The 21869-nt window shown below is 59.2% G+C and carries 18 protein-coding genes; all 18 read left to right on the forward strand.

Annotation, left to right across the window (positions count from 1 at the left end; translation table 11 throughout):
* Positions 1-6 precede the first annotated feature (6 nt).
* The 18 genes from ACQY5R_RS13035 (at position 7) to ACQY5R_RS13120 (ending at position 21866) form a co-directional block, all read left to right on the forward strand.
* Positions 7-2742, forward strand: a complete 2736-nt coding sequence (locus ACQY5R_RS13035) for a molybdopterin-dependent oxidoreductase (RefSeq protein WP_428609168.1) — start codon at positions 7-9, stop codon at positions 2740-2742.
* On the forward strand, positions 2739-3392 hold the full coding sequence (locus tag ACQY5R_RS13040) for a 4Fe-4S dicluster domain-containing protein (RefSeq protein ID WP_428609171.1): 654 nt from the start codon (positions 2739-2741) through the stop codon (positions 3390-3392). Before ACQY5R_RS13035 ends, ACQY5R_RS13040 begins: the two co-directional genes overlap by 4 nt.
* Positions 3392-4276: a hypothetical protein gene (locus ACQY5R_RS13045; RefSeq protein ID WP_428609174.1), complete on the forward strand. Its 885-nt coding sequence runs from the start codon at positions 3392-3394 to the stop codon at positions 4274-4276. Before ACQY5R_RS13040 ends, ACQY5R_RS13045 begins: the two co-directional genes overlap by 1 nt.
* Complete coding sequence (padE, locus tag ACQY5R_RS13050) at positions 4273-4875, forward strand: NADH-dependent phenylglyoxylate dehydrogenase subunit gamma (protein ID WP_428609177.1); 603 nt, start codon at positions 4273-4275, stop codon at positions 4873-4875. The genes ACQY5R_RS13045 and padE overlap by 4 nt, the downstream gene beginning before the upstream one ends.
* Positions 4876-5158: 283 nt before the next feature.
* Entirely contained in the window at positions 5159-5455 is a 297-nt protein-coding gene (gene padF, locus ACQY5R_RS13055; RefSeq protein WP_428609180.1) for an NADH-dependent phenylglyoxylate dehydrogenase subunit delta, read from the forward strand.
* A complete protein-coding gene (gene padG, locus ACQY5R_RS13060) occupies positions 5455-6693 on the forward strand; it encodes an NADH-dependent phenylglyoxylate dehydrogenase subunit alpha (protein ID WP_428609183.1) in 1239 nt (412 codons plus the stop codon). The genes padF and padG overlap by 1 nt, the downstream gene beginning before the upstream one ends.
* 10 nt (positions 6694-6703) lie before the next feature.
* Positions 6704-7957: an NADH-dependent phenylglyoxylate dehydrogenase subunit epsilon gene (gene padH, locus ACQY5R_RS13065; RefSeq protein ID WP_428609186.1), complete on the forward strand. Its 1254-nt coding sequence runs from the start codon at positions 6704-6706 to the stop codon at positions 7955-7957.
* 14 nt (positions 7958-7971) lie between these two features.
* Entirely contained in the window at positions 7972-9303 is a 1332-nt protein-coding gene (padI, locus tag ACQY5R_RS13070; protein WP_428609189.1) for an NADH-dependent phenylglyoxylate dehydrogenase subunit beta, read from the forward strand.
* 26 nt (positions 9304-9329) lie between these two features.
* Complete coding sequence (locus ACQY5R_RS13075) at positions 9330-10640, forward strand: phenylacetate--CoA ligase family protein (RefSeq protein WP_428609191.1); 1311 nt, start codon at positions 9330-9332, stop codon at positions 10638-10640.
* Positions 10641-10819: 179 nt separating this feature from the next.
* Positions 10820-11026: a hypothetical protein gene (locus tag ACQY5R_RS13080; protein WP_428609194.1), complete on the forward strand. Its 207-nt coding sequence runs from the start codon at positions 10820-10822 to the stop codon at positions 11024-11026.
* Positions 11027-11170: 144 nt separating this feature from the next.
* Complete coding sequence (locus ACQY5R_RS13085) at positions 11171-13495, forward strand: aldehyde ferredoxin oxidoreductase C-terminal domain-containing protein (RefSeq protein WP_428609197.1); 2325 nt, start codon at positions 11171-11173, stop codon at positions 13493-13495.
* Positions 13496-13585: 90 nt separating this feature from the next.
* A complete protein-coding gene (locus ACQY5R_RS13090; RefSeq protein ID WP_428609200.1) occupies positions 13586-14479 on the forward strand; it encodes a helix-turn-helix transcriptional regulator in 894 nt (297 codons plus the stop codon).
* 190 nt (positions 14480-14669) lie between these two features.
* The gene (gene pcaF / locus ACQY5R_RS13095) at positions 14670-15875 is read left to right on the forward strand and encodes a 3-oxoadipyl-CoA thiolase (protein WP_428609202.1); all 1206 of its coding nucleotides are present in this window, start codon (positions 14670-14672) and stop codon (positions 15873-15875) included.
* Positions 15876-16168: 293 nt separating this feature from the next.
* Positions 16169-18226, forward strand: coding sequence for a CoA-binding protein (locus ACQY5R_RS13100; RefSeq protein ID WP_428609204.1), 2058 nt, complete (start codon positions 16169-16171; stop codon positions 18224-18226).
* Between the two features lie 51 nt (positions 18227-18277).
* Entirely contained in the window at positions 18278-19525 is a 1248-nt protein-coding gene (locus ACQY5R_RS13105) for a CynX/NimT family MFS transporter (RefSeq protein WP_428609207.1), read from the forward strand.
* A 410-nt stretch (positions 19526-19935) separates the two neighbouring features.
* Positions 19936-20682: a hypothetical protein gene (locus ACQY5R_RS13110; RefSeq protein WP_428609210.1), complete on the forward strand. Its 747-nt coding sequence runs from the start codon at positions 19936-19938 to the stop codon at positions 20680-20682.
* Positions 20683-20855: 173 nt separating this feature from the next.
* The gene (locus tag ACQY5R_RS13115; protein ID WP_428609212.1) at positions 20856-21266 is read left to right on the forward strand and encodes a hypothetical protein; all 411 of its coding nucleotides are present in this window, start codon (positions 20856-20858) and stop codon (positions 21264-21266) included.
* 285 nt (positions 21267-21551) lie between these two features.
* Positions 21552-21866: a YbjQ family protein gene (locus ACQY5R_RS13120; protein ID WP_428609214.1), complete on the forward strand. Its 315-nt coding sequence runs from the start codon at positions 21552-21554 to the stop codon at positions 21864-21866.
* Positions 21867-21869 lie beyond the last annotated feature (3 nt).

The raw sequence follows: 21869 nt of genomic DNA on the forward strand, positions 1-21869 counted from the left end.
GCAAGTATGACCACTGAATTACCCACAGGAAACACCAAGATCCCGACCTACTGTTATCAGTGTGTCGCCGGTCCCGATCTGCTCAATGTCCGGGTGGAAGACGGCATTGCCACCGAGGTTCAACCGAACTTCGACGCCGCGGCCTGCACCCCCGCCGGCGGCAAGGTATGCGTCAAGGCATTCGGGTTGATTCAGAAGGTCTACAATCCGCATCGCATCCTTACGCCGATGAAGCGGACCAACCCGAAAAAGGGACGCGACGAAGATCCCAAATTCGTTCCCATCAGCTGGGACGAGGCGCTGGACACCATCGCCGACAAAGTGAAACAGATCCAGGTCGAAGGCAAAACCGACGAGGCGGGCTATCCCAAAATTGCCGCCAGCTTTGGTGGCGGTGGTACCTCCACCTACTACATGGGCACCTTCCCCGCCTTTCTCAGCGCCATCACCCCGATCGACATGGGTTTCGGCAGCGGCCAGGGGGTCAAGTGTTACCACTCCGAGCATCTCTACGGGGAACTGTGGCACCGCGCCTTTATCGTCACCCCGGATACGCCGAAGTGCGATTACATCATCTCCTTCGGCATGAACATCGAAGCGTCCGGCGGCGTGTGTGGCGTCAAACGTCACGCCGATGCACGTGACCGCGGGGTAAAACGGATCCAGGTCGAACCCCATCTGTCCCAGACCGGGGCCGCTTCAGCCGAGTGGGTACCGATCAAACCGAAGACCGATCCGGCCTTCATGTATGCCCTGATCCATGTACTGCTGCACGAACAGCGTGATCGCCTGGACAAGGTGTTCCTACGTGACCGTACCGGATCCCCCTATCTGGTCGCCCCCAACGGTTTCTACCTGCGTGATCCGGAGACAGAAAAACCGCTGATCTACGATTTGAAGCGTCAACAGGCGGTTCCCTTCGACACCGCCGACACCGAACCGGCACTGGAGGGGCAGTACATCCTCAGCGGCATCGAGATCGGCGCCGATGAGGATCGTTGGGAACACAAGGATATCAAGGTCACCACCGCCTTCGAAAAACTGATCGAGCACATGAAACCGTTCACCCCGTTATGGGCCGGACGGGTGTGCGATGTGGACCACAAGATCATCCGCCGCATTGCGCTGGAATACCTGGACCACGCCCGTATCGGCGAAACCATCGAGGTGGATGGCCGCACCATGCCGCTACGTCCGGTGGCGGTCACCCTGGGCAAGACGGTGAACAATGGATGGGGAGGCTATCACTGTTGCTGGGCCCGCACCATGCTGGCGGTGTTGGTCGGCGCCCTGGAGGTTCCCGGCGGCACCATCGGCACCACGGTACGTATCAACCGTCCCGCCTCGGACCGCAACGACAGTGTCAAACTCTCTGAAGACGGCTTCCTCGCTTACCCGATGAATCCGACCGACAAGGAGAACTGGCTGGCCACGCCGGATGTGCGCAACGCCAACCGCACCCTGGTACCGCTAGTGGGCAACTCCGCCTGGAGCCAGGCATTGGGCCCGACCCACCTGGCCTGGATGCAGCAGGAGAAAGGGCCGGAGCATTGGCCGCAAGCCACCAAACCGGCGCTCTGGTTCGTTTACCGCACCAATCCGGCGATCTCCTTCTGGGACACCAACCAGATCACCGAGACCATCGCCAGCTTCCCGTTCACGGTCTGTTTCGCCTACACCCGGGACGAAACCAACCACATGGCCGACATCCTGCTGCCGGACCGCACCGATCTGGAAGGACTGCAGTTGATCCGTATCGGCGGTACCAAATTCATCGAACAGTTCTGGGATCACCAGGGTTTTGCCCTGCGCCAGCCGGTCACCGAACCGCAGGGCGATACCCGTGACTTTACCTGGATCAGCACCGAACTGGCGAAACGCTGCGGCGTGCTGGAGCAGTACAACAAGGCGCTCAACCGAGGCGCCGCCGGCGTCGCCCTGAAGACCGACTACTACGATTTCAGCCTGGATCTGGACCAGGTGCACGATGTGGAGACCATCTGGGAAGCCAACTGCAAAGCCGCCAGCGCCGAAATTACCGGCGGCAAGGAGAGCCAGGGGCTCGACTACTACAAAGAGAAGGGTTACCGGCTGACCGACTTCCCGCGCATCAAGTGGTACCTCACGGCCAAGATGGAAGACGAAGGGGTGCGCTACGAACTGCCCTATCAGGAGACCCTGAAACGGGTTGGCGTGCAACTGGGACGCCGTCTGCATGAGCGCGGTATCAGTTGGTGGGACGAACAGTTGGAAGAGTATGAACCGCTGCCCGACATGATGGATTTCCAAGCCATCTGGGAGGGGGCGCTGGAGCGTAACTTCGGTGTCGATATCAGCGACTACCCATTCTGGCTGGTCACCTCACGCAGTATGCAGTACGCCTGGGGCGGCAATGTCTCGATCCAGATGATCCGCGAGGTGTCGAAGAACATCGGCACCCACGGCGGCCTGGTGATGAATACCGGCCAGGCCCACAAGCTGGGCCTGAAGGATGGCGACCGGGTGGAGATCACCTCGCCGCTCAGCGCCACCCGCGGTGTCCTGGTGACACGTGAAGGCATCCGCCCCGACACCCTGATGCTGATGGGCCAGTTCGACCACTGGGCGACACCGTTCGCCAAGGATTTCGATGTGCCCAGCATGAATTCCCTGGTGCCGATGCTGCTCGACCTGACCGACTCCAGCGGCTCCGGCGCAGATCTCGCCAGGGTCAAGATCAGAAAGATTGGAGAGGCAAAATGACCCGTTATGTGATGGTCGCCGACATCAACCGCTGCGTCGGTTGCCAGACCTGCACCGCGGCTTGCAAACACACCAACGCCACCGCCCCCGGGGTGCAGTGGCGCAAGGTGCTGGACTTCGAGGTGGGCACCTATCCCAACGTGCGCCGCGCCTTTATCCCGGTAGGCTGCAACCACTGCCTGGACGCCCCTTGTGCCGACGTCTGCCCCACCAAGGCCACCTACAAGCGACCCGACGGCATCGTCTCCATCAACTACGATCTCTGTATCGGCTGTGCCTACTGTATCCAGGCTTGCCCCTACCAGGCGCGGGATCGTGTGGATGTACCGAACAAGGCCTACGGCAAACAGTTCGGCCAGATGAAGCATGAACAGAAGGTCCCCCACAGCGAACGTCGCGCGGTGGCCCAGAAGTGCACCTTCTGCGTCGACCGCATCGATTACGGTACCGCCAACGGCCTGACCCCGGGCATCGACCCGGACGCCACGCCGGCCTGCGCCAACGCCTGTATCGCCAACGCCCTGATCTTTGGCGACATCGACGACCCGGAGAGCAATGTGTCCAAGCTGTTGCGTACCCATGAACATTTCCAGATGCACGAAGAGCTGGAAACCGGCTCCGGCTTCTACTACCTGTGGGAGCGTAAATGATGTTGGCTCCGACCTTACAAAAACGCTGGGACTGGCGCGCCGCCGGTAACTTTATCTGTGGCGGCAGCGGATCCGGCCTGTTGCTGGTGGCGGCACTGTTATCGGTACTGGGCATGCAAACCACCGGCTACGCCCTGCTGGCCAGCACCTTCGTCGCGACCGGTCTCGGTCTGGTGTGGCTGGAGATCGGCCGCCCCCTGCGTTCGATGAACGTGTTCCGCAATCCGGCCAACTCCTGGATGACACGGGAAGGCCTGGTGGCGCTGCTGCTGTTGCCGCTCGGGGTGATCACCTTTTTCAGCGGCTCTACATCGCTGCTGATTCTCAGCGCCATTCCGGCGGCCGGTTTTCTCTACGCCCAGGCGCGCATTCTGCACATGGCAAAGGGTATACCGGCTTGGCGTACCCCGGCCATCAATCCGCTGATCATCAGCACCGGCCTGACCGAAGGGATGGGCATCCTGCTGATCTTTGCCGGTCTGGTAGAGGGCAATGTGGCAGTGCTGTTCGACGGTTACGGCTGGATAGTGGCCCTCGCCCTGGTATTGCTGCGTGGCATGGCCTGGATCAACTACCGCTACGCGCTGGCCGGCAACGCCCCGGAGGCGACCCTGCAAGTGCTGGAGCGGGCCAATATCGTCATCGCCCTGCTGGGCGTCGCGACCCCTATTGTGTTGCTGTTCCTGGGTAAAAGTTATGCCGCCTATCAGCTACCGCTGGCCGGGGCTGCCGGATTCTTCATGGTGCTGTGCGGCTGGTTCTGCAAGTACCAGATCATTATTTATGCCGCCTACTACCAGGGCTATGCCATTTCCCACACCCCGGCACGGGGCGGCGGCAAACCCGGTCCCGGACTGAAACCCGGCTGGAGATTACCCCAATGACAACGGCAGCTGTAGAACAAAAAACCATCCATGAGGTCCGGCTGCACGGTCGCGGCGGCCAGGGTGCGGTACTCGCTTCCAAGATCCTGGCCAAGGCCCTGGTGATGAGCGGACAGCATGTCACCGCCATCCCCGCCTTCGGCTTCGAACGGCGCGGCGCCCCGGTGGCCGCCTTCATGCGTTACTCGAACCGGCCGATCCGCGCGGTCACCAACATCTATGCGCCGGACTACATCATCTGTATCGACCCGAGCATCCCCAAGGCAGTGAATATCTTTGCCGGGGTGCAACCGGACAGCACCCTGATCCAGGCCACGCGCAACTCGGCCGAGTCCCTTAACTGTCCGGAGCAAGTGACCCGGGTCGTGCTGTGCGATGCCATCACCATCGGCATGGAAGTATTCCGCCGTCCCATTACCAACACCATCATGCTCGGCGCCTTCGCCAAAGCCACCGGCATTGTCACCCTGGACGGGCTGCGTGCCGGACTGGAGTCGGCCAACTTCCGTGACGCCGGCCTGGAACAGAACCTGATCGCGGTGGAACGCGGCTTTAACGAATCGATCGTCAAACAGCGGCAAGGGGATAAATGGATATGAACCTAAGCCGGAGATACAAAACGGTCTCATGTGCAGAATCCATGATTGTCGGGAGAAATCGTTTTCTCTCGCCAAGCGCGCCAAGATCGCAAAGATTTCTTGTGTCGGAATCTAAACGAAGAATTCCGTTTTCCTTGGCGTGCTTTGCGTCTTGGCGAGAATACAAAAGATCTGCTCCGTTAAATAACGGTCTGAAAAATGCGCATCGCTGCCATTACGCTTGCCGCCACACCACACATTTGGCGCTTGTCGCAAGCGATGTACCCATCAGAGGATTCTGCGAATGAGCCAAAAAATGAAAGCCCATCCAAGGCCCGACATGAGCCAGGTACCGGACAACCTCTGCCCGGTCGCCATTATTGAAAACGGTATGCTGCCGGGCGACTGGCGCGCCGAACGGCCGGTGGTGGACCGCGCCAAATGCGTCAAATGCGCCATCTGTTGGATTTTTTGCCCGGTGCAGTGCATCGTCGAAAAGCCGGCCTGGTTCGACATCAACTATGACACCTGCAAGGGTTGCGGGATCTGCGCCGTGGAGTGCCCGCACCGCGCCATCGAGATGATTGAGGAGATTAAATAATGGCCTCGCCCGCGCTGAAAATGAAACACCCCGGCTGCGCCCAGTCCATTGTCTGCGATGGCAACGAGGCAGCCGCCTGGGCGGTGGCCCTGGCCCGCCCCGATCTGGTGGCGGTGTATCCGATCACCCCGCAGTCTTCGCTGGTGGAGTACGTCTCCCAGTTCATTGCCGACGGCAAGATCGAGGCCGAGCTGATGAATGTGGAAGGCGAGCACAGTGTGCTCTCCGCCCTGCACGGCGCCGCCCTGGCCGGCGGCCGCACCTATACCGCGACATGCGGTCCGGGTCTCGCCTTCATGTTCGAACCCTACTGGCGCACGCCGGGCATGCGCCTGCCGATCGTCGCCTCCCTGGTAACGCGCGACGGCATCACCCCGCAGTGCGTGTGGGGCGGCCAGCAGGACGCCATGACCATGAAGGAGACCGGCTGGATACAGATCTACTGCGAAACCGTGCAAGAGGTGCTGGACACCACCGTCATGGCCTACCGCATCGCCGAACATCATGACGTGATGCTGCCGGTCAACATCTGTCACGACGGCAACTATCTCTCTTACGGCGTCACCCAGGTGGACGTGCCGGAACAGTCCGCCGTGGATGACTACCTGGGCGAGAAGAACATCAACTGGCACGTGGCGCTGGACCCGCTGCGGCCGATGGCGGTCGATCCCCTCACCGGTGGATCGGGCGGTCCCGGACCGAGCAAGTTTGTCGCCTATCGCCAGGGTCTTTGCGAAGGGATGCAGAATGCACTCGGCGTGATCGAACAGGCGCACAGTGACTGGGCGGAAATCTTCGGCCGTGACTACGCCCCGCTGGTGGAAGAGTACCGCCTGGATGACGCCGATTACGCCCTGGTCACCATCGGCTCCATGACCGGTGCCGCCAAGGACGCCGTGGACAGCGCCCGCCTGCGTGGCGAACGGGTCGGCCTGATCAAGATTAAGACCTTCCGTCCGTTCCCGGTGGCGGCGATGACCCGCGCCCTGAAGAGAGTCGAGGCAGTCGGCGTGATCGACCGCTCGGTGCACTACGGCTGGAACTGCGGACCGCTCTACCAAGAGGTATTGAGCTGTCTCTATCGCACCAGCAAACCGATTGCCGCCGGCTCTTTCATCGGTGGATTGGCCGGTGCCGACTTGACCGAGGGCCACTTCGCCCGTGCCATCGAGCGCACGGCACAGCTGATGGCCGGTACGGAATTCGACGGCCCGGTGTGGCTGAACGAGAACGATTGAGGAGCGCCCGATGAACAAGACCCACTATCTCATCGCCGGTGCCAGCCATGCCGGCCTGGAAGCGGTCCATCGAATCCGCCTGGTGGATGAGACGTCGCCCATTACCGTGGTGACCCGCGACGCCCATCCGCCCTATTCGCCCACTATCCTGCCCTACGTGGTGTCGGGCCAGAGCGAGCCGCAGCGGGTGGTACTGCGCCAAGCCGACTGGTTCGAACAGCACCAAGTCAATCTGGTCAGTGACAATGAGCTAACCGCTATCGATGAAACCCAGCACATCGCCACGCTGAAGTCCGGCGCGCAGTGGCAGTATGAAAAACTGCTACTGGCCACCGGCGCCGATCCGATCGTCCCGCCGATTCCGGGACTTAGCGAAACACCGTTCCACGTACTGCGCACCATGCAGCACGCCATCGACCTGCGCGACCACGCCGGCCAGGCCAAGCGCGCCGTGGTGTTGGGTGCCGGCCTAATCGGTATGCACGGCGCCGAGAATCTGCGCCACGCCGGTCTCGATGTCACCATTGTGGAGATGTGCGACCAGGTGCTGCCGGGCTATTTCGACCCGCGCGCCGCCTCGGTGATCGAGCGAGCCTTCAACGACAACGGCATCCTGATGGTGACGGGTAGCCGGGTGGTGGAAGTAAAACCGGACGGCGAAGGGTGTCAGGTGATGTTGGAGAACGGCGACAGCCTGCGCGCCGACCTGCTGCTGGTAGCCACCGGCGTGAAACCGCAACTGGATTACCTCAAGGGCACCTCGGTGCAGGTGGACCAGGGCATCCTGGTGGATCGCCGGATGCGCACCGACGCACCGCATATCTGGGCCGCCGGCGACGTGGCCCAGGCCGCCGACTTTTACGGCGAGGGCCAGGTGATGATGGGCATCCTGCCGGATGCCGTCACCCAGGGCGCCGTGGCCGCTATGGACATGGCCGAGGATGACGCCTTGAAACCCTACGTCGGCGGCGTGCCGATCAATACGTACACCTTCTTTGGCCAGCAGGCGATCTCGGTCGGCCAGAGTATGAACGACGACCAACTGGAAGAGCAGACCCGGGTGGACGAAGAGAACAACGGCTATCTGAAGATCCTGCTCAAGGATAACCGACTGCAGGGTATCTCCAGCATCAACCAAGAGATGGATGCCGGCATCATGTGGCAACTGATCCTGCGCAAGATCGATCTCACCCCGGTAAAAGACGCCTTTATCGCCCGGCCCCTGGAAACCGGCCGCGCCCTCATGTCCAGCAGCTGGCGATAACGGGAGAACAACGCATGACCGCCTATAACACCATCGCCTTCGACCCGTCCCGTTGCGAACTGTGCAATGACTGCGACGCCTGCATCACGGCTTGTTCGCAGATCAAGGCGGGCAGCGATGATCCGCAATATTCGCGTATCAAGATCGTCGCCGGCTTTAACGGCAACCCTCCCGAACTGGCACTGTGTCGCCAGTGCGGTGACCCGGAGTGCGTCAAGAGTTGTCCTTCGACCGCCCTGAGCAAAAATGCCGAAACCGGCCTGATCGACTGGGAAGAGAGTCTCTGCGTCGACTGTCTGCTCTGCACCGTCGGCTGCACCTACGGCGGCATCACCTACAATGCCGAACTGAAACATGTAGCCAAGTGTGACCATTGCGACGGCGACCCGGCTTGCGTCAAGGCGTGTCCGACGGGCGCGCTGACCTACATCACCTCGGCCAGCATCTTCAACGAACAGCATGAACGGGAAGATCTGTTTGTGCCCGGGCTCTCCGCCTGCCAGGGCTGCAACTCCGAAATGATCATGCGCCATTCGCTGCGCAAGGTGGGACCGGACACGGTGCTGGCCACCCCGCCCGGCTGTATCCCCGGCATGGGCTCGGTCGGCTTCAACGGCACCACCGGTACCAAGGTGCCGGTGTTCCATCCGCTGTTGACCAATACCGCCTCGATGCTGGCCGGCCTGAAAAAGCAGTACAACCGCATGGGGCGCAACGTTACCGCCATGGCCCTGGCCGGTGACGGCGGGGCCGGCGACGTGGGCTTCCAGTCGCTCTCCGGCGCGGCGGAACGCAATGATCAGATCCTGTTCATCTGCGTCGACAACGAAGGTTACATGAATACCGGCATGCAGGCCTCCGGCAGCACCTCTTACGGCTCCTGGACCACCACCACACCGGTGGGCACGCAGATGAAGGGGAAGCGCACGGGGCAGAAAAATCTCGCCATGATCATGATGAACCACAACTGCGAGTACGTAGCCACCGCCTCCACCGCCTTTGTCGAAGACTATTACGAAAAGCTGGACAAGGCGCTGGCCGCCTCCGAACGCGGATTCGCCTATCTGCACATCTACTCCCCCTGCCCCACCGGTTGGCGTTTCCCCTCGTCCCAGACCATCGAGGTATGTCGCAAGGGCGTAGAGACCAATTTCGCGCCGCTCTGGGAATATGAACGGGGTGGTGAATTGCACTTTACCCATCCCATCGATAACCCTCTACCGGTCGAGGCCTATCTGAATCTGAGCGGCAAATACCGCCACGTCGACAAGGAGCAGTTGGCGTATATCCAGGAACAGGTGAATGAGCGGGTAAAAACACTGAAACGCTTTGCCGGATTAAACTAAAAAATAGACTTGAGGAGTGTGACACCATGTCGAATATTGGTGCCGATAAATATTACTTTGATGCCGAAGCCGAGTGCATGCCGCGCGAGCAGCTATTGTCACTGCAGCTGCAACGGCTTAAAAAACGCCTGCAGCACGCCTATGACAATGTGCCGCACTATCGCGAAGCGTTCGATGCCCAAGGGGTGAAGCCGCACGATCTGGAAACGCTGGAAGATCTGGCCAAATTCCCCTTTACCGTGAAGAACGATCTGCGTGACGCCTATCCGTTCAACATGTTCGCCGTTCCCCGCGAACAGATCACTCGCCTGCACGCCTCGTCCGGTACCACCGGCAAGCCGACCGTGGTCGGCTACACCGAAGGCGACATCAACAACTGGGCCGATCTGATGGCGCGCAGTATCTCCTGCGCCGGCGCCCGTCCCGGCGATATCGTGCACAACGCCTTTGGCTACGGCCTGTTCACCGGCGGACTGGGTGCCCATTACGGCGCCGAAAGGTTGAAATGTACCGTCACCCCCATGTCCGGCGGCAACACCGAAAAGCAGATCGCCGTCATGAAGGACTTCGGCTCTCACGTACTCTTCTCCACCCCCTCTTACGCGCTGAACATCGCCGAAGTAGCCAAGAGCGAAGGGGTCGATCTGGCATCCGGTCCGCTACGTATCGGCCTGTTCGGCGCCGAGCCCTGGAGCGATGAGATGCGCGGCGAGCTGGAAAAACAGCTCGGCCTGAAAGCGATGGATATCTACGGCCTATCCGAGATCATGGGGCCGGGCGTGGCTTGCGAATGCCCTGAACAGAATGGCCTGCACGGCTGGGAAGATCACTTCTTGTTCGAGATTATCGATCCCGACACACTGCAACCGCTGTCTTACGGCGAGGTGGGCGAACTGGTGATCACCACCCTGACCAAAGAGGCGCTACCGATCATCCGTTATCGCACGCACGACATCACCCGCCTGACCGATGAACCCTGCGCCTGCGGCCGCTCTCATGTGCGTATCCTGCGCGTCGCCGGCCGCAACGACGACATGATGATTATCCGTGGTGTCAACGTCTATCCGTCGCAGATCGAATCGGTCCTGGTCGGCATCGCCGGTGTCGCTCCGCATTACCAACTGGTTATCCAACGCGAAGGGGTATTGGACACCCTGACCGTGGACATCGAGGCGGAAGCCGATTTCAACGGTGACAAGCAAGCCCTGGGAGCGGAAGTGAAACACCACATCAAGTCGCTGATCGGTGTGACCTGCACGGTCAACGTACTGGGTACCGGCGAGGTGCCGCGCTCCCAGGGCAAGGCCGTTCGGGTACGCGACCTGCGCAAGAAATAAGCAGTTCGTCTGCAGAGCTGGTGATGATGGAGAGAAGGCATTTTTCTCGCAAAGAACGCAAAGAGTACAAAGACGGTAGGAAACCGAATTTAAGTAGATAACTCCGTTTTCCTTGGCGTTCTTTGCGTCTTGGCGAGAGTATAAAACATTATGGAAAGAACTAAACCGAGGAGGTTATCGTGGGCTTTTGCAACGACTGCAGCCACTGGCGATTCGAGGAAAATGTCGTCCTGCGCAACGAGCACGAACAAGAGGGCTTCGGTCTCTGTGAACTGTTCGATCAGATGCGCGCCAATCCGTTGCGCGCCCTGATACGCACCGACGATGAATTTGCCGAGATCCAGACCCGCGGCGAGTTCGGCTGTAATCTGTTCGAGCAGAAGTAGCACACGGGGCACGACCCCGGAACACGATGAAGCGGCTTCCGGCAAAGGGAGTTATACAGGGTGAGGACGTGTCGGGCCAGGAGGCCCGAGCACGCCCGACCCGCCTGTGGACACTGGCAGAGAGAACATGAAAGAGGAAACCCTATGACTATCCGAGATCGCGTTGATGCACTGCTGAGTCGTATGCTGGATGCGCCGCAGTATCCTACTCAAGGCGCTGTGCTGTTTGTCGATCTGGAGCAACGCACCCACCGCAAGGCGTACCTGCCGAAGGCGGTAACGACCACCTTCCTGAGTGGCCGGGGCGCCAATATGTTCCTGCTCTATAACCTGCTTTCCGGCAACAACGCGGAACCGCTCGATCCGGAAGTTCCGCTGATTTTCGGCAGCGGCATCTTTACCGGCTACATGGCTTCCGCCACCCGCGGCAACGTCACCAGCCTTTCGCCGGAGAGTGACGCGATCCTCGACAGCAATGCCGGCGACTATTTCCCTGCTTTTATGCGCCACCACGGTTACGACCACCTGGTGCTGTATGGACGCCACCCGCAATGGACGCTGCTGAAGATATCCTTTGAAGACGTGCAATTCCTGGACGCCACGCCTTACCTGGGCATGAATAACCTGGATGTCACCGAAGCCATCGAGCGCGATTTCGAACGTACCGAACGCAAAGACATGGCGCTGGCACGCATCACCAGCGCCGGCGAAAACCAAGTGCTCAGCGCCGGTATCATGGGCGGCATCAAGGCGATCTGGGCGCGCGGCGGCGCTGGCGCCAAGATGGGATCGCTGGGATTGAAAGCGATCATGATCGACGGCGCACCGGGCAAGATCGCCTCGTCCAAGGAGTTCAAACTGGGCGCCAAGGAGATCAGCAACAAAGTGATCGGCACCAGCGTGATACACAACGCGCTGAAGACCGTCGGCACACCGTTCCTGTACAAGCCGAGCCGCATCCTCGGAGCTATCGGCACCAAAAACAACCAGGAGAACACCTGGGTCGAAGATCTGGACGCCGACAACTTCGACGTCTACCGCACCGGTATGGACGGCTGCTACAAGTGCCCGGTGAAGTGCCGGCCGCTCAACGACATGACCCCCGGTGCCAGCGGCGGCTTCGGTGCCAATGCATTGAAAGGCGTCACCGGCAACGCCAGCTACGACACCGCCCAGGCCGAAGTACAGCACGAGCATCACGCCAGCTATCAGGGCATTAAGGGTGACGGCGTGTTCGACCGCTACGACAAGGGCGACGGCCCGGAGTATGTCACCGTCGGCAAGTTCGGCCCCAACATCGGCATTAAGGCACCTGAACAGGTGCTGCGCCTGAACAATATCCTTAACGACCTGGGGCTCGACTCCTCCGGCACCGGTGGCGCCATCGGCTGGGCTATGGAACTGTTTCAGCGCGGCATCATCGACACCACCGCCACCGGCGGTCTCGACCTCAGTTGGGGCAACTACGAAGTGGTGGAAAAGCTACTGTTCATGCTGGCCAAACGCGAAGGTTTCGGCGATGTGGTGGCCGATTCCAGCCAGGCGGTGGCCACCGGCAAGTACCCGCCCGAGGCGTTGGATTACCGGATGACGGTGAAGGGCCTGTTTCAGTCCGACCCTCACGACAGCCGCATTCTCAAGGCGTTTGCCCTGGGCCTGGCGGTGGCTACCCGTGGCATGGACCACCTGCGCAACCGGGTTACCCTGGAGATCAACGCCCGCATCAACGACGACGCCGAGTTCAAGACCGCCCTGTATGGCGGCCAAGTGTCGGCCGAACCCAATCAGTACGGCGGCAAGGAGTACGCGGTACGCCGCTGTGAGGACACCTTCGCGGTGGGTGATTCAGTGGGTATGTGCCGTTTCACCACCAAGCTGTTCAACTCACCCTCGCTGACCGGCACCGAGGAGTTTGCCGAGCAGCTCAAGCTACTGACCGGGATCGAGATGAGCAGCGACGACTTGCTCAACAGCGGCCGTAACGTGATTGCGCTGGAGCGCATGATCAACGCCCTGCGCGGCCTCGGCGACGCCGACGATACCCTACCCCGACGCTGGTTCGAAGAACCCAACAGCGCCGGACCCTTTAGCGGCGAAAAGATCGACCCGCAGGCGTTCGAAGCGCTGAAATTGCGTTTTTACGAAATCTCCGGATTCGAGCCGGACGGCCTGCCCAACAGCGACTGGTGGAACCGCCTCTCCCAGGTACTGACCGGCTACAGCCTGACAGTCAATCTGCCCCAGTTGCCCGGAGTGAAGCGCAACAGTCTGGTCATCAACCGGCCGGTAAAGGATATCCAGGAACTGCGACAGCGCCTGATTAGCAGCCTGCCGCAAGCGGCCGAGGCGCTGGACGACAGTTCGTTCGGTATTTCCATTAACGACCACCTAGTGGTCGCCTCGGAACAGGGCCTGGCCCTGCACAACGGCGACGAGGTGAGTCTGGTGCCGATGCTGGCGGGAGGGTAGCACACGACAGAAAGCGGTGTGGAAAAGGTACAAATATCAGTATCATGTTAATATCTGGCGGGAGAGAGGTCCAAGTAGGGATGTGAGCGCATGACTGAGATCGTCAACGCCCCCGCGGGGGATGAGGTAAGCATTGAAGAGCTGACAGAGGTGGTCGGGGCGCGCGTGCGTTCCGTACGCTCCCGGCGAGGCTTGACACGAAAAAACCTCGCCTTTCATTCGGACGTCTCAGAGCGTTACCTGGCCCAGTTGGAGCGTGGCACGGCCAATGTTTCACTGGCCCTGTTGTCGCGCATCGCCAAGGCACTCGGGGTACGCATCGGCTCGTTGCTGCCGGAGCAGGAGGAGAGTTGCATCAAATACCCGCCTTTGGGTGAATTGATTGAAACCTTCACCCCCGAGGCACAGGAGAAGGCGTTCCAACTGTTACGCAACGCCTTTTCTCCGGGCCAGGGCGCCTATCGCGGGGTGGCTTTGGTCGGCCTGCGCGGCGGCGGCAAGAGTACCCTGGGCGAACGGCTGGCAAAGCATTTCCAGGTACCGTTCATCCGCATGCAGAATGTGATCTCGCAACTGGCAGGCATGGACATGGGTGAATTGATCTCCCTTACCGGCCAGGGCAACTACCGGCGGCTGGAGCTGCAGGCGCTGCAGCAGACCATCACCGATTACCGGTACGTAGTGCTGGAGACCGGCGGCAGCCTGATCTCCGAGGCGGAAACCTACCGGGTGTTGCGCGAGCACTTCTATACCGTCTGGGTGCGCGCCTTGCCGGAGGATCACATGAACCGGGTGATCGAACAGGGTGACATGCGTCCCATGGCCGGCAACCAACAGGCGATGGATGACCTGAAACTGATACTGGATGAACGCGAAGCGGATTACCGGCTGGCCAATTTCGAGGTCATGACCTCGGGCCAGAGCGTCGAGCAGAGTCTCGATGTATTGATCAAACAGTGCGCCCCCTACCTGCAGGGCAACTGACCGGTCCAGGTTCGCTTCACTGATTGGCCGGCGCTGCCGGCCATCCCTACCTTTCCCCACACCTCCTTTCTGATCCCGACGAATCAAACCGTAGGACGGGTGGCGTCTCAGTCACCCTGCGATCCTACAAAATTGCTTAACCGGCGATGCACTGTATTGAACAACCACTATTCAAACAAGGATCAGAACCATGCCCGAAGCCTTTATCTGCGATGCCATCCGCACCCCAATCGGCCGCTACGGCGGTAGCTTGGCCACCCTGCGTACCGACGACCTGGCAGCCCTGCCGGTGCAGGCGCTGATGGAACGCAATCCCGATATCGACTGGTATCAGTTGGACGATCTGATCTACGGCTGCGCCAACCAGGCCGGCGAAGACAACCGTAACGTGGCGCGCATGACCGCGCTGCTGTCCGGCCTGCCCGACGCGGTACCCGGCGCCACCCTGAACCGCCTGTGCGGCTCCGGCATGGACGCGGTGGGCACGGCCGCCCGCGCTATCAAGAGCGGTGAAGCACAACTGATGATTGCCGGTGGCGTCGAATCGATGTCCCGCGCCCCCTTCGTCATGGGCAAGGCAGAGAGCGCCTTCTCCCGCCAGGCGGAGATCTACGACACCACCATCGGCTGGCGTTTCGTCAACCCGAAGATGCGGGCGATGTACGGCGTCGACTCCATGCCGGAGACCGCCGAGAACCTGGCAGTTGAGTTTGGTATCAGCCGCGCCGACCAGGACGCCTTTGCCCTGCGCTCCCAGCAGCTGACCGGCGCCGCCCAGGAGGCCGGCCGCCTGGCCGAGGAGATCGTCCCGGTCACCCTGCCGCAGCGCAAGGGCGATCCGATTCTCTTCGACCGGGACGAGCATGCCCGTCCCCAGACCCAAATCGAACAGCTGGCCAAACTGCGGCCCATCGTCCACCCCGAGGGCAGCGTCACCGCCGGCAACGCCTCCGGGGTCAATGACGGCGCCTGTGCCCTGCTACTCGCCTCCGAGCAAGCGGCCAAGCAACAGGGGTTGACGCCGCGTGCCCGCATCCTCGGCATGGCCACCGCCGGTGTGCCGCCGCGCACCATGGGCTTTGGCCCGGCTCCCGCCAGCGAAAAGCTGTTGGCCAGGCTCAACCTGAGCCTGGACGACATGGCCGTGATCGAACTCAACGAAGCCTTCGCCGCCCAGGCCCTAGCGGTGACCCGCCACCTGGGACTGGCCGACGACGATGAGCGCATCAACCCCAATGGTGGCGCCATCGCATTGGGTCATCCGCTAGGCATGAGCGGTGCCCGCCTGCTCACCACCGCCACCTATCAGTTGCAACGCAGCGGCGGCCGCTACGCACTTTGCACCATGTGCATCGGCGTCGGTCAGGGCATCGCCGTGGTGATCGAGCGGGTTTAATAAAGAGAAAACAGGAGGCACGATCACCAACCCGTTCGCGCGTGAACATTTCATTCCTTCTCCCTCAGGGAGAAGGCCAGGATGAGGGGATCAACTGATAAAACCCAGGAGACGGAGCCAAACCACCAACGGGTGGCAAGTAATACGCCCTGCCCTGCGCGGCTCAACGTCGCCCCCCAGTGCATTTGAGCCACCGCAGGGGCAGGCCCCTGTGCCTGCCCGGGACCGATTTACCGGCTTGGCGCCCCGGCGCAGAACCGACTAATAACTACTTCAGTACAGAGCACAACACTATGAGCAATAACACACCCGACCTGAACGGTATCACCGCCCTGCTGCAAACCCGGATCAGCAACGGTCAACAGAGCCTGCCCAAGGCAGACCTGAGACAACTGTTGGAGATGGCCGGTCTATCCCTGGCTGGCAGCAAGACGATGGCCGGAACTGAACTCGCCCTCACCCTGACCAACACCCGCGAGTTCGGCATGGTGATCAGCGTCGGGCTGGGTGGTGAAACCGGCGCACTGTTGGCCGGCGCCCTGCAGAAAGGCCAGGGCGGCGTCAGTGCCGCCGCCGAACTGACCAACGGTGACGACCTGTTGCAGGCATTCAAGCAGACCATTGCCTACCGTCAACTGGCAGGAGCGGTCGCCGAACAGACATTGACTGACTGTTTCGACACCTTTATTCAACTCGCGCAACACTATGCACCGACAAATCCGGCAACCCCCTTCGTACTGGATCGGCTGGAACTCAATCCGTTCAGCTTCAGTGACGAGCGGATCGCCTTCAACAGCGGCAGCTGTACATTCAGCCGCCCGGCGCCCGTACCGGCACCCCGTCCGGCCGGCAAGATCCACAAGATGCTGCACCCCAAATCGATCGGCATCATCGGCGTCTCCGGCAGCAAGATGAACTTCGGTCGCATCATCCTCAAGAACATCCTGGCCAGCGGCTACCCCGCGTCGCAGATCACCATCATTCGTCCCAATGAAACCGAGATCGACGGCGTGAAGTGCGCCGAAAGCCTGGCTTCCCTGGAGCACAAACTGGACCTGTTCGTGGTGGCGATCGCGGCCGATGCGGTGTTCGACCTGGTGGATGAAGTGATCGCTACCCACGCTGCCGAAGCAGTCATGTTGATCCCCGGCGGACTGGGCGAAACCGCCGCCAGCCGGGAACAGGCGGCGGCGATGATGAAACGCATCAACGACGCACACCGCAACGAGGATGGCGGACCGGTGTTCCTGGGCGGCAACTGTCTCGGTATCGTTTCCCACCCCGGTGAATACGACACCTGGTTCATCCCCAAAAACCGCCTGCCACAGGGTCAGCGGAAGGCGGAGCGCAACTCGGCGCTGATCAGCCAGAGCGGCGCCTTCATGATCACCCGCATCAGCCACAACCCCTGGCTCGACCCCGCCTACATGACGGCATTGGGCAATCAAAACGACCTGACCCACGGCGACATGGTCAACTACTTTGCCGAATTGGATGGCATTAATACCATTGGCGTCTACGCCGAAGGATTCCGAGATCTGGACGGACTGCACTTCGCCAAAGGGGTCCGCAAGGCGGTGCTGAAAGGCAAGCAGGTGGTGCTCTACAAGGCCGGCCGCTCCGTGGCGGGCGCTAATGCCACACTGGGCCACACGGCATCCATCGCCGGCGACTTTGACCTGCTGGAAGCGGTCATCACCCAGGCCGGCGGCATGGTGTGCGACGACTTCGACCGCTTCAACGACCTCTTTTATATCGCCGACTGCCTGCATGACAAGACTATCGGCGGCAACCGCCTGGGGGCGGTCAGCGGCGCCGGTTTCGAAGCGGTGGGTATGGCCGACAACATCCAGACCGACAACTTCTCACTGGACGTGGCAGCCCTCTCCCCGGAAACCGAAGCACGCATCGGCGAGATCCTTAAAGCCAAGCGGCTGGATGCGCTGATGGAGATTCGTAACCCGATGGATATCAACCCCGGCGCCGATGATGAAGCACACCTGCAGTGTGCCGAAGCGATGGCCCAGGATCCCCACATCGACGCCGTGGTGGTGGGCCTCGACCCCATGTCACCGGTGATGCGTACCCTGGTGGAAAACAAGCTGCGTCCCGGTTATGACATCAGCGACGAGCAGAGCATCGCCCACCAGATGCCGAAGATGGTGGCCGCGCTGGACAAACCGCTGATCGGTATCGTCGACGGCGGCGAACTCTATGAACCCTTGGTAGCAGAGATGAAAGACCGGGGCGTCTGTGTATTCCGCTCCTGTGGTGCCGGTGTCAAGGCGCTGTCGCGCTATACTCGGGCGCGATTGCGGGCGGAGGAGATCAGGCAACGGTTCGGCGAATAGCCCTCCACACGGTAACAATGCCGGCCGACAGTCACTGAATAGCGAGGGCTCATGGAGCTTCCATCAAAAACCAACTGGGGGGCCGTTGTCATCGCACTGACGGCCGGCATTATCGCCGCGGCACATTACGGCAAGGCCCCGTCGGCATTACCGGAGATCCGCACCCAGATACCGATCAGCCTGATCGTAGCCGGTTGGATCATGTCAGTGTTCAGCCTGACAGGCATGGTATTCGGCATCGCTGCGGGCACCCTCGCCGATCGCCTGGGGGCCAGGCAGCTGGCCATGCTGGGCCTTGGCACCCTAGGCCTGGGCAGCCTGATCGGCGGCCTGGCCGGCTCCGGCGAAGTGCTGTTACTCAGCCGCGTCATCGAAGGTTTCGGATTCATCGCCGTAGCGGTGTCGGCGCCAGTCCTGATCATGCGCGCCACGGCTCTCAAAGACCTGCAGCTGGCGCTCGGCATCTGGACCACCTACATGCCGGCGGGCATGGCCCTCGCCATGGTTTTCACGCCGCTGCTGATCACGCTCATGGGCTGGCGGGCGATCTGGTTACTGATCGCACTTCTCTCGCTGCTCTGGCTACTCCTGGTGTGGTTGAAAGAGGGCGATAGCGAGCGAGCATGCACGGCGGCCAAACCGCCCGCGCACGGTCTGCTGGAAAACATCCAGCTGACCCTGGCGGCACCGGGTCCATGGCTGCTGAGCATTGCCTTCAGCTTCTACACCCTGCAGTGGATCTCACTGATGGCCTGGCTACCCAGCTTCCTGGTAGAGCAACGCGGCCTGTCGCTACAGATGACGGGTCTACTGACGGCGTTGGTGGTGGCTGCCAATATCCCCGGCAACCTGGCAGTAGGCTGGCTATTGCGCCGCGGTGTGGCGCGCTGGGCGGCATTGATGATCTCGGGTTTCGGCCTCGCCCTGACCGCGCTGGGACTATTCAACGACGGCTTCGCCGACCCGATCCGGTTTCTGCTCTGCCTGGCGTTCTCCTTCTTTGGCGGTATGACACCCGGCGCGGCCCTCTCCGGCGCCCCCACCGTCGCGCCCACCCGCGGCCAGATCGGCACCGTCAACGGCATGATGGTGCAGGGCTCGCACTTGGGCCAGTTGTTGGGTCCACCGGCTCTGGCAGCGCTCGCCACCTATACCGGCGGCTGGCAAGAAACGCGCTGGCTGATGCTGGCCGGCGCCGGCGGCATCGTCATCGTGTCACTCCTGTTCCGCCGCCTGGGGATGAGCGAACCAAGCCTCCAGCACCGGGCGGCCCCACCCGAAGCGGAGACAACCCGCTGAGACAAACGTCGACTCAACACCACCAAACCGACGCTGTCGACTGCCATTTCAAGGCCTCACCCCGCTTTCGCTACAAAAGCCGGTATTGTCCAACCGACACCGGCCTTTTTCAGTCCGTAACTGCACAGGTTAATACCAGACCGAACACCTATTGACACCCGACACGTGAGAAACCAGTTCCCTCTAATATTATACTTTGGTAACGTGTGTGGTTATTGGAACACTCACACGGCAGGAAGCTGAACATCCCACCCAATCAGCTACCTTGCCGAAACGACTGCACAAAAACAGGCAGGATAATGCATAGAACAATAAGCCGCATAACTCACTCATCCGAGCGTGCTTGCTGTATTTCTCACTTATCACTGCAAGAATGCTGGGTAATCAAATGTTAGGCTTATAAAATAATTATGAACCCAGATGACACTAATTTTTTAGATTATCTATCAAAAGAGGAATACAACCTCCTTGCATCTATAGTTAATCTAAGACTAGACATTGACGTGTTCAGTATGCTCGATGGTCTTTACAAAACTCCATTAAAAAATATTGAAGTAAAAGACTCTGAGGCAGTTATTCCAAGCTTATACCTATTTGTACATTTTCATTACTATTTCTCTGTTAGTTGTATTCTGAGGTCTCATGTCACAGAAGGACTCGCTTCTTTGCGTAAAGCTATTGATGCAAGTCTTACTGCATACAAAATTCTAGAAGATCCCACTTCAGAAGAAGCTTATCTAAATAGAGAATGGCTATTTCAAAACATTAAAACACATATCAAGAAAGCAAGAGACAAAGACAGTTCGCTATTTCCTCTTGCAGAAACACTAATCCCAATGCATGAAACATGCAGTGAATATGGCTCTCATGCTGATTTTAGCGCTCTTGAGCATCGAATTGATGTTTACGCTATTGAAAACTCAGAAAAAAGAAAACTAATATTCAAGTATTTTGACTATCCCGAAAATTCGGATATGTATCACTGTGTTTTCGTTGATATATTGCTTTGTTTCCATACAATGCTAATTATATTTCAACCATTTATGTCATCTAGACTAGGTGGTAAACAAGCAGAATGGGAAGCAGAGCTAGAAAAAATAGGGCAAGCATTAGCCAATGAACAAAATTCATGCCATGAACATTTGCAAGGCTCATAAAAAAAGCCTAACAAATGGGTCAAGCACGCTACGCTTGGACGCGCAAACAGCGCGCGCCACTTACCCGAGTCGTTAGAGCACCGAGTTACCCACAACTTGCAGACACCTCGCATAGTCAGCTGAACTTCCCATGGCCTAGTAGATGCACCCTGAATATGATTGGGAGTTACGAAATGTTTACGTCTAAGCAGGTACTTTTCGGGGCTGTATTTATCGCACTTTCTTCGACATCCACAGCCTCCGATTTTACGCCTATTATGGCTTTCCTCCTCGTTCCTTTTGCTTTAGCTGGAATGGGCATTTGGGCAGTGACCTGGCCCACTACAAAACACACCCGACCGATGTCTCTGAAAATACTGATTCGTACCTTTGGCCTATGCCTTATATTTACGCCAACCCATACACCCGGCGGCAATGGGCAAATGGCTTCCGTTGCATTGTATGACATCGTTTTTTCCGCACTGGGTGGTGATTCGGTATATGCTCGCCAAGCCTTCATTAACGTGGTGATACTAACTCCCATTATCGCTCTACTGCTTATCGGCATCATGAAAGCCATCAAAAGAAGTAAAGCAGAGCGTTAAGAATCAGCGATGATATTCTGTTTACCTTAGCCGATGTTTATATTGAGTAACACAAGCAACTGCGTATCATTTACTTTACACAATGAGTTATTCATTTGAAGATAATTAGAAATCGATAATCTGGATCATTTCACAAAGCAATCAGGCAGGTTACTAAACTTTAAACTTTATTTTTCAGTGAAGAAAATCACTACAAAACCATTCCTCTGACAAGCCTTACCACAGCCACCATGCTGTCTGCAGGAAGGAATATAAACTTATGCCATACAGAAAAAGGAAATAATAATGTTAATCAGTAATATGGAGATATTGCCAGGAAAGCAGATTCAGAAACATCTGGGTCTGGTGCAAGGCAGCTCGGTGCGCGCCAAACATGTCGGTAGAGACATTATGGCGAGTTTAAAGAATATATTTGGTGGAGAGCTGAAGGGATACACCGAATTGTTACAAGAGTCTCGTGAAGAGGCAATGGGTCGAATGCAGCAACAGGCGGAAGCGATAGGTGCCAATGCGATACTCAATGTGCGCTTCTCCACCTCATCGGTCGCCCAAGGCGCTGCTGAGATTTATGTCTATGGCTCGGCAGTCATTCTGGAGTAAGCG

It is taken from the genome of Sedimenticola sp., from assembly GCF_050289425.1.
In the GTDB taxonomy this organism is placed as follows: domain Bacteria; phylum Pseudomonadota; class Gammaproteobacteria; order Chromatiales; family Chromatiaceae; genus Sedimenticola.

Coding starts and splice junctions, on each gene's coding strand:
- ACQY5R_RS13110 (WP_428609210.1), top strand. CDS start 19,936: ATGAACCCAGATGACACTAATTTTTTAGATTATCTATCAAAAGAGGAA.
- padG (WP_428609183.1), top strand. CDS start 5,455: ATGGCCTCGCCCGCGCTGAAAATGAAACACCCCGGCTGCGCCCAGTCC.
- ACQY5R_RS13100 (WP_428609204.1), top strand. CDS start 16,169: ATGAGCAATAACACACCCGACCTGAACGGTATCACCGCCCTGCTGCAA.
- padF (WP_428609180.1), top strand. CDS start 5,159: ATGAGCCAAAAAATGAAAGCCCATCCAAGGCCCGACATGAGCCAGGTA.
- pcaF (WP_428609202.1), top strand. CDS start 14,670: ATGCCCGAAGCCTTTATCTGCGATGCCATCCGCACCCCAATCGGCCGC.
- ACQY5R_RS13035 (WP_428609168.1), top strand. CDS start 7: ATGACCACTGAATTACCCACAGGAAACACCAAGATCCCGACCTACTGT.
- padH (WP_428609186.1), top strand. CDS start 6,704: ATGAACAAGACCCACTATCTCATCGCCGGTGCCAGCCATGCCGGCCTG.
- ACQY5R_RS13115 (WP_428609212.1), top strand. CDS start 20,856: ATGTTTACGTCTAAGCAGGTACTTTTCGGGGCTGTATTTATCGCACTT.
- ACQY5R_RS13085 (WP_428609197.1), top strand. CDS start 11,171: ATGACTATCCGAGATCGCGTTGATGCACTGCTGAGTCGTATGCTGGAT.
- ACQY5R_RS13075 (WP_428609191.1), top strand. CDS start 9,330: ATGTCGAATATTGGTGCCGATAAATATTACTTTGATGCCGAAGCCGAG.
- ACQY5R_RS13090 (WP_428609200.1), top strand. CDS start 13,586: ATGACTGAGATCGTCAACGCCCCCGCGGGGGATGAGGTAAGCATTGAA.
- ACQY5R_RS13045 (WP_428609174.1), top strand. CDS start 3,392: ATGTTGGCTCCGACCTTACAAAAACGCTGGGACTGGCGCGCCGCCGGT.
- ACQY5R_RS13040 (WP_428609171.1), top strand. CDS start 2,739: ATGACCCGTTATGTGATGGTCGCCGACATCAACCGCTGCGTCGGTTGC.
- padE (WP_428609177.1), top strand. CDS start 4,273: ATGACAACGGCAGCTGTAGAACAAAAAACCATCCATGAGGTCCGGCTG.
- padI (WP_428609189.1), top strand. CDS start 7,972: ATGACCGCCTATAACACCATCGCCTTCGACCCGTCCCGTTGCGAACTG.
- ACQY5R_RS13105 (WP_428609207.1), top strand. CDS start 18,278: ATGGAGCTTCCATCAAAAACCAACTGGGGGGCCGTTGTCATCGCACTG.
- ACQY5R_RS13120 (WP_428609214.1), top strand. CDS start 21,552: ATGTTAATCAGTAATATGGAGATATTGCCAGGAAAGCAGATTCAGAAA.